This window comes from Elstera cyanobacteriorum, assembly GCF_002251735.1.
GTDB classification, from domain to species: Bacteria; Pseudomonadota; Alphaproteobacteria; order Elsterales; family Elsteraceae; genus Elstera; species Elstera cyanobacteriorum.
Genome location: NZ_NOXS01000020.1, coordinates 91,939 through 104,889, shown reverse-complemented (window position 1 = coordinate 104,889; position 12,951 = coordinate 91,939). Strand labels below are relative to the sequence as shown.

General features: G+C 63.2%; 9 protein-coding genes. 2 read left to right on the top strand and 7 right to left on the bottom strand.

From position 1 onward, the window contains the following. Window positions 1–134: 134 nt before the first annotated feature. Window positions 135–581, top strand: coding sequence for a DoxX family protein (locus CHR90_RS01380; protein WP_094406971.1), 447 nt, complete (start codon window positions 135–137; stop codon window positions 579–581). Between the two features lie 12 nt (window positions 582–593). Further along, window positions 594–1,763 carry an OpgC family protein gene (locus CHR90_RS01375; RefSeq protein WP_094406969.1) on the top strand — a complete coding sequence of 390 codons (1,170 nt, stop codon included), beginning with the start codon at window positions 594–596 and terminating at the stop codon, window positions 1,761–1,763. Here CHR90_RS01375 and CHR90_RS01370 read toward each other — a convergent pair. The 7 genes from CHR90_RS01370 to CHR90_RS01340 form a co-directional block, all read right to left on the bottom strand. After that, window positions 1,760–2,641 (bottom strand): alpha/beta hydrolase, encoded by an 882-nt coding sequence (locus CHR90_RS01370; RefSeq protein ID WP_094406966.1) that lies wholly within the window; start codon window positions 2,639–2,641, stop codon window positions 1,760–1,762. The two genes, CHR90_RS01375 and CHR90_RS01370, sit on opposite strands and share 4 nt — an antisense overlap. Further along, entirely contained in the window at window positions 2,613–4,232 is a 1,620-nt protein-coding gene (locus CHR90_RS01365) for a thiamine pyrophosphate-binding protein (protein WP_094406964.1), read from the bottom strand. The genes CHR90_RS01370 and CHR90_RS01365 overlap by 29 nt, the downstream gene beginning before the upstream one ends. A gap of 1 nt (window position 4,233) precedes the next feature. Then, window positions 4,234–5,499, bottom strand: a complete 1,266-nt coding sequence (locus CHR90_RS01360) for a CaiB/BaiF CoA transferase family protein (RefSeq protein ID WP_094406962.1) — start codon at window positions 5,497–5,499, stop codon at window positions 4,234–4,236. A 15-nt stretch (window positions 5,500–5,514) separates the two neighbouring features. Continuing rightward, window positions 5,515–6,885, bottom strand: a complete 1,371-nt coding sequence (locus tag CHR90_RS01355; protein WP_094406960.1) for a tetratricopeptide repeat protein — start codon at window positions 6,883–6,885, stop codon at window positions 5,515–5,517. Window positions 6,886–7,303: 418 nt separating this feature from the next. Then, window positions 7,304–10,522, bottom strand: a complete 3,219-nt coding sequence (locus CHR90_RS01350) for an error-prone DNA polymerase (protein WP_094406958.1) — start codon at window positions 10,520–10,522, stop codon at window positions 7,304–7,306. Further along, window positions 10,519–11,973 carry a Y-family DNA polymerase gene (locus CHR90_RS01345; protein ID WP_094406956.1) on the bottom strand — a complete coding sequence of 485 codons (1,455 nt, stop codon included), beginning with the start codon at window positions 11,971–11,973 and terminating at the stop codon, window positions 10,519–10,521. Before CHR90_RS01345 ends, CHR90_RS01350 begins: the two co-directional genes overlap by 4 nt. Further along, a complete protein-coding gene (locus CHR90_RS01340; protein WP_141210839.1) occupies window positions 11,930–12,583 on the bottom strand; it encodes an ImuA family protein in 654 nt (217 codons plus the stop codon). Before CHR90_RS01340 ends, CHR90_RS01345 begins: the two co-directional genes overlap by 44 nt. Window positions 12,584–12,951: the final 368 nt, after the last annotated feature.

The following is a 12,951-nucleotide window of genomic DNA, read 5'->3' as shown; positions in this document are numbered from 1 at the left end:
TGCCAAAACACGATGAATTCAAAAGGTGCTGAGAAATTCGCGCTTACATTTGAACTGCTACGACCGTGCCCTCTGTAACTCCCGCCGTGGTGGCAGCGAACAAGCATCAACCGCCTTTCATCCCGAGGTCCGCTATGCCCGCCACCCTGAACCGCTTCCTTCCCTGGCCCCCGGCACTCTTCATCGCCTGGGTCTTCCTGTGGTATCTTCAATATAAATTCACCGGTCATCCAGGCAGCGTTTATCTGTTTGATATTCTAACCAAATGGCTTGGTTTTCCGGGTTACGAAGCCGCCATGCGGATCGGGACGGGTGTCGCCGAACTCATCGCCTCGCTGCTCATTCTCTACCCGCGTACCCAAGCGATCGGGGCGCTCATGGCGACCGGCATTATGACCGGTGCAATTTTCTTTCACGTCGTCAGCCCGCTCGGCATCGATCCCTACAATGATGGCGCCGACCTGTTCAAGAAAGCCTGCGCGGTCTGGGTTTTTGGCCTGCTCATCGCATACTTGCGCCGGTCGGATTTGCTGGCGCTCTGGGCACTAATCCGCACCAAGCGCCTTGCAGCCGCCCGTTGAGGAGATTGGTCCGTGTCCTTCGCGCTTGAGACGCTGACGGTGCCCGCTGCCATCCAGACAGACAGCGCCAAGTCCCTGGCGATCCCTGCCCGCGTTCGCGATCCTCGGCTGGATGTCGTGCGCGGTATCGCTCTCTTTATCATCTTTATTGCCCATGTTCCCAGCAACTGGCTTTGGAGCGTCATTCCGGCCCGGTTCGGCTTAAGCGACGCGACCGATAGCTTTGTCTTTATCTCGGGAATAGCGTCGGCCATCGCCTTTGGCGGAACCTTTTTGCGGCACGGCTTCTGGACCGGTGCCGGGCGGATCGCCTATCGCTGCGCCCAATTGGGTGTTGCGCACCTCTTCTTGCTCTTCGCGATCATTGCCGTCGCCTACCAAGGCAGCGTCTGGACCGGGCGCGACTTAGTCGGCGCCTTGGGCGTCGGTCATTTGCTGGCGAGCCCCGCGCAGGCGATTTTCGAGGCTTTTTGGCTGCATTGGGTGCCCGCATCGCTCGATATTATGCCGGTTTACATCGTGCTACTGGCGATGGTGCCGGGCATGATGCTGCTGGAAAAGCTCGACCGGCGCTTACCGCTCGTCGTCTCGCTCGCGCTCTATCTTGCGAATGCGGCCTATGGATTAGATCCAATTGCTGATAGTTCGACAGGCCGCCACTGGCTGCTCAACCCGTTTGCCTGGCAAGTCATTTTCTTCCTTGGCTTTGCTTTCAAGCGCGGCTGGCTTCCCGTGCCGCCCCGATCCGCGACGCTCACGGTCCTCGCTTGGGGGATGGTCGCGGTCGGGGTGATTTATCGGGTGTTGCCTGATGGCCTGGGCCTTGGCGACGCCGCGTTGTGGCACGCGCTTGGGGGGCAGCTTGATAAAACCAATCTCGATCCGTTCCGTCTCGCCCATTTCCTCGCGACCGCCTATCTGCTGCACGGGCTTCTGATCGCCCGGCCAGGGATTGCGAAAGCCCGAATTTTGCGCCCCTTCGAACACTTAGGGCAGCAGGGGTTATCGGTTTTTGTCGGGGGGATGATTGTGGCCAATGTCGCGGGCTTGATCATTCTTAAGGTTGGCGATGGGCCTCTCGGGCAGATCATCATCAACCTCGGTGGTTTTCTAACCCTCTACGGTATCGCCCGCGTGATGGGCTGGTATAAGTCCGCCCCGTGGAGTGGCAAAAAAGCTTAGTCCGCACACGGCTTGAGGCGGGGGCCAAGCCAGACCAGCGCGTCGAACAGCCCCCGCCGCCACGTGCCCCAAGCGTGGCCACCGTCGATAACCCGAAACTCTGACGCCAACCCCGCTCGCTGCGCCTCGATGTGCAGTTTGGCGCTGCCGACCAAGATCATCGGATAATCATCGTCCCCCGCGGCGACCCATAGGTCAGGCCGTGGGCCTTGAGTGGGTAGTGCGGCCAGCGTAAGAAACGGGTTCGCTGCGTTGTAGCGCTCGACGCTGATTGGCACCCCCAATACCGGGCCAAACATCCGAAACCGCGCTAAGACTGCCGGATCGGCATTCGGTGGGACGGGGTCAAACAGGCTCCCGGATAGGCTGATAATCGCCCCATAGCGGTCCGGGTGGCGCAACCCTTGTAGTACGGCCCCAAGCCCGCCCATCGATAAGCCCGCGACGGCCCTGCCCGTGCGACAGGCCTGCGTTGGAAGCTTCGTATCAATCGCTGGGAGCAAATCGTCGGAGAGAACCGTCGCTATCGGCCCAAACGCCTCGCTATCCACATACCAGCTATTGCCAACACCGGGCATAACGGCAAAGAGCGGTGGGATCTCTCCCGCATGGATAGCCGCGTCTAAAATCGCAGCAATCCCCCCGTCCTTCGGCCAGTCGGTCTCATCGCCGCGCAAGCCATGGAAAAGATACAGCACTGGTAAACGCCCAGATCCCTCGCCGGGCGTGTAAAGCCGGTAAGGCAAAGGGCGCCCCAGCCGGGGACTGTCGAGGGTCTCCGCCGTAATCTGCCCCCCGGCCAAGGCGGGGGCTGCGAGCAGCAGCCCCGCGAGCAGGCGGGCTAGGCGCCTAAAAGGCGCCGCGATAGGCGTTCGCATCGACGGTCGCCGCGATCAGGCTAAACCCATCGGTCGAAAGCGCCTGATCGAGGGCCGCCTTCAGCGCCTCAGCGCTCGCCACCGTCACGCCAACCCCGCCGAAAGCCTGGGCCAATACGGCATAATCGGTTCGTCCCATCGCCACCCCGGCGGGGGCCAGACCCGCTTGGGCTTGCTTCAGCGCAATCAACGCAAGGCTAACGTCCTGAACGACCAGCACGATCACCTTCAGCCCCGTATCGCGCAGGGTGCCAAGCTCACCTGCCGTCATTTCAAGACCGCCATCGCCCATAATGGCAACCACCGGCCCCGATGCCCCGGCGCGCGCGGCACCAATGGCAAGTGGCAGCGCCGCGCCCATCGTACAGAAACCCGCCGACTGCAGGACCGATAGCGGACGCCGGGTTTGCCACATCTGGCTAAATAAAATCCGATGGGCCCCACTATCGACCGTCACCGTCGCACTCTCCGGTAAGGCGGCTTGCAGCGTGGCGAAAACCGCGTGCGGCCCCCAGGGGGTCGGGGGCGCAAAGGCCGTCGCCAAGGCCGTCCGCGCCGCCACGGCCTGCCCTGCGGCCCAGTGGCCCGACGGCGATCCTTTGCCCAAGGCCCAGTTTAAGGCGGCAATCGTTCCGGGCAGCGGGCCAATGATCTGCTGATCAATCCGGTGCATCCCGTGGTCGGCGGGATAGGCCGTTAAATCAATGACCTGCGCCGTTGCCGGAAAAGCATCCAGCCACCCCGCTCGCATTTCGATGGGATCGTAACCGATGGTCAACACGAGATCGGCCTTGGCGATTAAGGCCAGTAAAATGGTATCGGCCTTCGGGGAGAGCCCGGCGCCACCTAGGGACAGCGGATGATCTTCCGGCACTAAGCCCTTCGCTTTATAGGTGGTGATCACGGGAATGCGCTGCTGGTCCATCAGCAGGGTCACGGCGGCCGCCGCACCACAGCGTGCGGCGTCGAACCCGGCGAGGATGATCGGATGACGGCTGTGGGCGATCTTATCCGCGACCGCCCGCAGGATCGGATCGTCGCCCGCCGGTACTGGATGACGGCGCGCGGGCGGGGCCAGCGGACGGGCCGATGCCGGCGCCGCCTGCGCCGCCAGAACCGGGGAAAGATCGATATGAACCGGCCCCGCCGGCGCCCGCACGGCGAGCGCTAGCGCCCGGGCAACGGTTTCCGCCGCGCCTTCTGCCGAGACCTCAAAACTGGCTTTTACGAGGGGGCGCAGCAAGGCAGCATGATCAAGGATCTGATGCGTGTAACGCCCCCGAACGCTGGTCTCGACGATCCCAGATAGAACGATAAGGGGCACCTGCTCTTGGTGCGCGTCGGCAATCCCATTCACCGCGTTGGCAAGCCCCGGCCCTAAGGTCGTCAGAAGAAGCCCCGGCGCACCGGTGACGGCCGATGCACCCGCCGCCATCATCGCCGCCGCCGTTTCGTTCCGGGCAAGCGTAAAGGCGATCCCAGCCGCCTCCAACGCATCCAGAAGCGTGACGACTTCGCCGCCGGGCATGCCGAAGGCGGTTCGGATACCGTGCGCCGCAAGCGTTTGAGCAATCACATCGGCAATGCGCATATCAAGCCTCCGAAGGGGCGCCGGAACCGAAGGCGCCCCGCGTGGTCAAATCCTGGATCTCCTCGGCGCTCAACCCCAGCAGCCCGGCTAACACCGGCAGCCGATCCTGATCAAGGTGCGGCGGTGCCCGATCATAGGCAACCGGCGTCCGGCTGAACTTCAAGGGATTTCCCAGCAGCCGAACCGGCCCGGTATCGCCTGGACCATCCAGGGACACAACCATCTCGCGTGCTTTTGTATGGGGGTTGTCAAGAGCCTCTGCAACGCTGGCCACGGGACCGGCAGGAACCTTGCAGCGCGCAAGCCGGTCGGACCAATTGGCGACCGTATCGCCCGCGAGCGCCGGAAGAACCGCTGCCTCCAGCGCATCGACCGCCAAGAGGCGATCCCGATTGCGACGAAAGCGCGGATCGTCGGCGAGATCGGGCAGGCCGAGTTCGGCAACGAAGCGCCGGAACTGCTCGTCATTACCGACGGCGACGACAATATACCCATCGGCCACCCGAAAAGTTTGATAGGGCGCGATATTGGGGTGGCGATTGCCTAAACGCTGCGGCACCCGGTCCGATACAAGAAAATTGGTCGCGGCATTGATCAGCCAGGAAAGCTGCGCATCGTAGAGGGCTAGGTCGATCATCTGGCCCTCGCCCGTCGCATCACGGTGGCGGAGGGCGGCAAGCAGACCAATCGTCGCGTAAAGCCCGCAAACGACGTCGGCGATCCCGACCCCAACCTTCACCGGCTCGCCGCCCTTAGCGTCGGGCTGACCGGTGATGCTCATGATCCCGCCCATGGCCTGCACGAGAAAATCATAACCGATCCGGTCCGAATAGGGGCCGGTTTGGCCGAAGCCGGAAATCGAACACCAGATCAGATCGGGCTTGATCGTCTTCAGCGCGTCATAATCCAAACCGCGCCGGGCCAAATCCCCGGGCTTATAATTCTCGATCACCACATCGGCAGTCGCGACCAACCGCCGGATAAGGTCGGCCCCTGCCTCTGTCGCAAGATCAATGGCAATCGACTGCTTGTTGCGGTTCGCACATAGGTAATAGGCTGACAGATCGGTCTCTTCCCCCGCAGGATTTTGAACGAACGGCGGCCCCCATGTCCGCGTATCGTCGCCGGTACCGGGGCGTTCGACCTTAATCACCTCCGCCCCTAAATCCCCCAATAATTGCGTGCAAGTTGGCCCTGCCAGGATGCGCGATAAATCAAGAACTCGCACCCCGGCAAGAGCGCGCGGCGAAGGGAAAGACGCCGACATTGAACCTCCAGACACTTAAGCGTGATGCCGCCACAGGGGCTGCGTCGGCGGCAGCGTAACCGCAGCGGGGACCGTCGCCAAAGCGTGAAACATCCGTTCGGCAAACCGGTCCACCCGTCGCCGCTCGGCCCGCAGACGCAGCAAGGTCGCGGCTTCGCGGCGATTGCCCTGCCGGGCGGCGCTATGGGCAAGGGCGCGCATAAAGACATCGCGCTGTGCGTGGCTTCCCCCCAAGAGCGGCAGCCGTTCAGCCAACTCCGACAAATCATGGCGCGGAAGCTGGCCTTGCGCTGATCGCAAGAGGGTCTCGGCCAAATCCCGGGCGACATGGGCCGCCACCCGCGCCTGATCGCCTGTCCCCTCGGCCCGCGTGCCAATCATCGTGACGCATTCCTGGGCGCTGGCAAAATCCCCGGTCGCCAAAAGTGACAGCAAATGATGCAGGGCGGCGAACATATATGTTCCGTCGGTCTTGCGGTGCCGCGCGCGGTCGGCCAACTCCTCCCAGCGACCACCAACTGCAATCCCCTGCTCGGACAAGCGCCAAAGCAGTGACGCCGCATTCGTAATATCGCGGAAATCATCGGTAGGTTGCGCCCGAATCTCAGTATCATAGAGATGAAAGGTTGCATCCGTCTCGCCCTGCTCCAGATGGAACAGCGCCTGGTGCCACGCGAGGTGATAGGCGAAATTGTTGCAGCCGGTCCAAGCCGCGCGCTGTTCGTTGATCCACGCAATTCCATCGGCGGGCTGATGCCGCATTTCATAGACATGGGCCACAGCGTGAATGCCCCAGGCATCCCTTGGTTCGGCCAATGCCGCCGCTCGGCCCACCCGTTCGGCATCGTCGTAGCGCCCGGCTTCTTCCAATGCGAAGGCATGACAGCCAAGGAAATATCCGTACCCTTCCAAGGCCGGATCATAGGCCGGGGCAAGCGCTTCGGTAGATTTCAACATGCCCGCCAAATCGCCCACCATAAAGCGCAGGGCGTGACTTAACTTTAGTGGTAAAAACACTGTTGGCCGCGCGTCGGTAATTATATCCAGCAGGTCGGCGGCCGCGTGAAATTTTCCCTCGGTCGCTCGACGCAGGGCGAAGACTAAAAGGGTTTCATCCTCCGAACCGCCTTTTGCCTGCAAGGCCTGTTCAGCCGCCAGTAAGGCCGCTTCCGCCCCAAGCTGAAGCTCTGACCGGGCCAAGATCAGTTGCGCGAAGCCTTTGAGACAGTGCGCCGCGACCAATTGCGGGTCGGCGGCCAAAGCCTCGCCGAGCGCCGCCCCGGCATCCCGCCGATGCCCCGCCACCTCTTCCGTCGCGCGCTCGAAGGCCGCGACGGCATCGGGATGATCGGAGGTGTGGGTTAGGCGAAAAATATCTTGGATCATCACACGCTCCTGCGGAGGACCGGCCAGTCGCACGGTTTTCTCTGCTTCGCATGGCAGTGATGGAAAGTTACGCGATGAAACACCCCCGTTACCGATTTTCTTAGGCATGCTCGGGACAGCGGCCTAAGTTCAGCCGTCAGCCTTCTGGACTTGTTCCGGATTTGGGCGATCATCTATCTTGCCATGCCACCTTTGTTTCGCATGCGAGGGGGCTGATCCTGCCCAGTTATGAATGTCGTCTGCGCGGGCTAGCTTTGGCGCCAGAGCACTGCAGCCTTCAAACTTTGGAAGAATGTCTCAACCGCCGCATTCTCATAGCAATTGGGGCCTGTCAGGCATTTCGTGTACAGGGGCGTAGCATGTCCTTTAGCAAACAAGACAACCATGAGACAGCCTTCGCGTCGCTAATCACCTTCACTCAATGAAAATCCCGGCTTTTCGGAATGATCTGCACGTCGCGCGGGTGACGGAACAGAACAGGGCGATAGCCTGATGAGGCGGTTGGCGTCGTTCCCGTCAGTGCGAGAAGGTCATTGGTCCGGTTCTCCAAATGATCGGAGACGAGGTGTAGGATCGGCACGGCCCCCGCATCGCTGCGCTGAAGCTTGCCGCGGATCAGCAGCAGGCGCGATTGCATCAATACCGGGCGATACTCCTGCATGACCTTGGCCCAGACCACGGCATTGACGATGCCGGTTTCGTCTTCGAGCGTGATGAAGACGACGCCTTTCGCCGTGCCGGGCCGCTGGCGGACTAAGACCAATCCCGCCGCCATGACCGGCGCCCCATCCGGCAGCGCCGCGATTTCTGCCGAAGAGAGCACCCCTTGCGTGCGATAAGCGTTGCGCAGGAAGCTCATGGGATGATCCTTCAAGGACAGGCTGAGGCTGCGGTAATCCTCGATCACGGCTTCTTCCGGCGGGGCGGGCGGCAGGATCGGTTCGGCTTCGGCGAAGAGCAGCGCCCCTTCCCCGGCCGCCGCGAACAGCGGCAGGGGGGCTTCTGCGGTTAGGGCTTTAGCGGCCCATAGGGCACGGCGGCGGGAGAGCCCCAAGGAGCCGAAAGCATCGGCGTTCGCCAAAGCTTCGACCTGCGCCCGGCTCAGCACGGCCCGATGCTGCACAGCTTCGACCGAGCGAAAGGCCCCACGCGCCCGCGCCGTCACCAGCCGCTCGGCGCTGTCTGCCCCCAACCCGTCGATCAACCGCAGGCCGAGGCGCAAGGCCCAACCGCCGACCGCCGCTTCCAAGGTGCAATTCCAATCGCTGCTATTCACGTCGGGCGGGCGGACCTCCACCCCATGCTGGCGCGCATCGCGGACGATCTGCGCCGGGGCGTAAAACCCCATCGGCTGCGAATTGAGCAAGGCCGCCGCAAACACTGCCGGAAAATGGCACTTCAGCCAGGACGAAATATAGACCAGCCGGGCAAAGCTGGCGGCATGGCTTTCCGGGAAACCGTAATCGCCGAAACCCTTGATCTGATCGAAGCAGCGTTGGGCGAAATCCCGATCATAGCCGCGCTTGACCATGCGCTCGACCATGCGCTTTTCCAGAGTTTCGATCGTGCCCCGACGCCGGAAGGTCGCCATCGCATAGCGCAGATCATTCACCTCCTGCGCGTCGAACTCTGCCGCAACCTGGGCGATACGGATTGCCTGTTCTTGGAACAAGGGCACCCCAAGGGTGCGATTGAGAACCGCCTTTAGTTCATTCTCCCCCGTCAGCAAACGGCCATCGGGCGACCGGCGCGGCGGATAGTCGGGCTTCTCTAGCCCATCCCGGCGTTTTAGGAAGGGATGCACCATGTTCCCCTGGATCGGGCCGGGGCGGACGATAGCGACTTGAATAACAAGATCGTAGAAACAGTGCGGCTTCAGGCGGGGGAGCATGTTCATCTGCGCCCGGCTTTCCACTTGGAAGACACCCAGCGTATCGGCGCGGCACAGCATATCGTAAACTTCTGGGTCCTCGCGCGGCACCGTCGCCAGGGTCATCGGCAGGCCGTAGCGCTCGGCCAGCAGGTCGAAGGCACGGCGAATGCAGGTCAGCATGCCCAGCGCCAGCACATCGACCTTCATGATCCGCAGGGCGTTGATATCGTCCTTATCCCACTCGATGAAGGTACGGTCCGCCATCGCGGCATTGCCGATGGGCACCAGTTCTTCCAGCAGGCCGCGCGTTAGCACAAACCCGCCGACATGCTGGGAGAGATGGCGGGGAAAACCGATAATCTGCGCCGATAGGCGCAAGGCTTCGGCGAGGCGCGGTTCGGTCGGATCGAACCCGGCCTTACGCACCTGATCATCCTCCACGCCACTGCCATAACTGCCCCAGACCAGCCCGGCCAGGGCGCGCGTTGTATCTTCCGACAAGCCCATGACCTTGCCGACCTCGCCAATCGCGCTGCGACCACGATAACAGATCAAGGTTGCCGCCAGACCCGCCCGGTCGCGGCCATAGCGGGCATAGAGATACTGAATAATCTCCTCTCGCCGCTCATGCTCGAAATCCACGTCGATATCGGGCGGCTCCTCCCGCGCTTCGGAGATGAAGCGGTCGAACAGAACCTCGCTATCAGCGGGATCGACTGCGGTAATTCCCAGAACAAAGCAGACCGCCGAATTGGCCGCCGACCCGCGCCCCTGGCAGAGAATATTCCGGCGGTTTGCCTCCTCGACGATATCGTTCACCGTCAGGAAATAGCGGGCGAAATCGCGCTTGCCGATCAGGTCGAGTTCCTTGCGCAGCAGTGCCTCAACCTTCTCCGGCACCCCATTGGGATAGCGGCCCGCCGCTTTTTCAAAGGTCAGCCGTTCAAGATAGGTTTGCGGGGTCAGCCACGCTGGAATTGGCTCCTCGGGATACTCATAGTGCAGCTCATCCAGCGAAAAGCGGCAGGCTTCGGCAATATCGCACGTCCGGTTGAGCGCTTGGGGATAGTCCCTGAACAGGGCGGCCATCGCGGCGGGTGCCTTTAGGTGGCGCTCGGCATTGGGAAAGAGGCGGAAGCCCGCGTCCTCGATCCGGCAGCCTTCGCGGATGCAGGTCAGCACGTCTTGCAAACGGCGGCGGTTCGGCGTGTGGTAATGCACATCATTGACGGCAATGAGCGGCACCCCCGCTGCAGCGGCATGGGCGGCGGTTGTGGCAAGGCGGGCCTCGGCCTCGGCGGTCAGTAGATGGCTGGCGGCAAGCGACAGCGCGCCGGGATCGGTCATCGCTTTCAGGTGCCCCAGCCACTCCATACCGATGGGCGTTTCGGTCAGGGCGATGACTTGATGGCCGGTCAAAGCCCCCGCCAAATCTTCCGCCCACAGGATGCACTCACCTTTTATTGCCCGGCGCTTCCCCAAGGTTAGCAGGCGACAAAGACGGCCATAGGCCGCGCGGTCTTGTGGATAGACCAACAGCGACGGCGCATCCTGAAGATCGAGACGGCAGCCGGGCAGAAAGCGGATTTTCTTGCCGCGCGCCGCGACATGCGCCCGCACGATCCCGGCAAGACTATTCCGGTCGGTTAACCCGATGGCGGTATAACCCAGCTCTGCCGCCGTCCCGACCAACTCCCAGGGATGGCTCGCCCCGCGCAGGAAGCTGAAATTGCTCGTCACCTGAAGCTCGGCATAGGCAATCATGGAAAAACCCCGTGCAGAAACCAAGGGCCGGGCTGATCATTCGGGCGGGTCTGAAACAGCCAGAACCGCCCGCCCGCCGTATCCTCTACCCGCCAATAATCCCGCGCCGGGCTCTCCGGCGTCCGCCACCAGTCGGGGGCGATCCGTTCTGGCCCTTCGGCGCGGCGGATGCGATGGGTACGGCGCTGCCAGATGAAATAGTCGGCGCCATCGCTCTCCACGGGCTGCGGTGGGGTGTAAAGCTGCATCGGGCGCGGCGGCGGCGGGGCGGCAAAAGACGGTACTGGCGCAAGCGGATCGGCCCGGCGGATTGCAGCTTCCGGCCAATGGCTTTCCTGGGGATGCAGCCGATAGACGGACGCGTCCCCCAGCCGTTGCCGCAGCCGGTCGAGCAGCGGGGCAAGCCGGTCGCGGATGACGGCCCGCCCGTCCAGCCCCGGTTGACGGCGGAGGAAGGGGGCGGTTTCAACCGCCTCCAATCGCGCGGCCTCAATCCCGAAACCAGGGTCGAGGCCATCCAGCGGATCGCGGAACAGCCGCGCCAGCACGCGCGGATCGCGCTCCGCTTGCGCCGTGCCGATGCTGAAATCCTGCCAAGTGCCGTCCACCCGTTCCAGGATGAAGACCAACCGCCGCACGCCCAGCCCCGCCGCTGTTAACCGGTCGATCAGCCGAGTCAGCAGATGACCGAGCGCCGCTTCCACACTCTCGCGCGTTCCAATCGGCTCAACAAAGGGTGTCCGTTCGACATAGCGCACGGCGGGCTTCTGCCAGCGCAACGCCTGCTGGGTCCGTCCAAGCACGGCATCGAGCCGCCGCACGGCTTGCTGCCCAAAACGGTTGGCGAGCGGGGCGCGCGGCTGGTCGAGCAAAGCCCCAATCTGCCGCAGTCCGAGCTTATGCAACCCGGCCAGCACGTCCGGCGTTAACCGCAAGGCCGCCACCGGCAACGGCGCCAGCATCTGGCGCAGCGATCCGACCGGCAAAATTCCGCCCGTGCCGAACGCCGCCCAGGCCCAAGCTGCCCCCGGCGTCTCTGCCAGCGCAAGGCGGTGATGCAGCCCAAAGCCCGTAAAGGCGGCGGCAATATCCGCCATCAGCCCTTCCTCCCCCCCAAACAGCCCCGCAACGCCGGTCACGTCGAGCAGCAGCGCCGCCTCGCCATCCGGTGCGGTCAGCGGCGACCAACGGCGGCACCGGGCGGCGAGACGAACCAGCGCCTGATGGGTTGCCTCCGCCTCGAACGTCTCCACAGGTAAATCAGGAAAAGCCGCCAGCGCGTCGGCCAGCCTTTGACTAGGCCGCAACCCCTCCCGCGCGGCTGCGGGCGTGACCGCGGCGAGCAAAAGGGCGCTACCGTCTTTCGTCAGGAGGGCCGCCCGGCGGTCGGCGGGCCACCCCAGCCGATCAGTCGCCCAGAAGGGCAGTTGGATAGAGACAAAGCGCGTCATGCTCCCACCCCGCGATAAACTCGGCGGGCCGTCCGCCCCGGCAGCGCTGCAGAGAAACCCGCCAGCGCGGCTTTCCGTCCCCGGCTATAGGGGCGACGTCCCAGCGGGTGAGCGCCGCACTTGCCCCGCCGGTTCGGCAGAGCAGTAGCGCCATGCTCTCCCCTGCCTCTGCGGCCAGGTGCAGCCGCCGCGAGACCGTAAGATCGCGGCTATCGGCGACCGCCAGCACGGCAGCGAAACACCCGCTGCGTAACGCTTCCTCTAAGGCCCAGAGCCGCTCCTTCTCGGCTTTTGCCTCGCCAATCAGCACCCTGTCCGGTGTAATCCCGAACCGCTGGAGGCCGGGCGGATAGAGGCCAAACAGGCTTGGCGGCCCCAGAAAAAACATGTCCCCCTGCCGTTCAGCCAACGCCCGCCCGGCGAGCGCGGCGGCCCACCCGAACGCCCCATTGCCGCACACCTCGTGCAACCCATCGCTGGGCAATCCCCCCCACGGGAGGAATGCGTCAAGGTCCGCCGTGCCAAGGGAGACAAGTGCGCGGTCCTCGGGCGGGCTGAGGCGCGCATCCCGCCGCCCCACGACCGACGAAGGATAAAGAGAGGATGACATCAACATTGTTCATCTTATGTTCTATTTTGACTGAAGGAGTCAAGGGTGCGGGTTGCGCCTTCTCCCCGCGTCGCATGACCACGATGTGAACAATCTCCCCGGCCCTGCAAGCCGCCTATGATCTTGCCGTTACCCAAGCTAAAGACGGCGACCATATTACCCCTGTCGTTCGATCAAAGGCGGCACGGCGCCCGATGACCGCGAGGTGAACGGTTCGAAACCCAGCGTTGCCGAGAGGGAAGCATTGGATTGAGCACCCAAGGACATGAGGTCGCGGTAGTTACTCCGAGAGCCGGTAATATATTTCGAGCGCGCCGAGACACGCCCACGACTGCAGCGTATAATGTTTAATCGTGACGGCGCTGTTT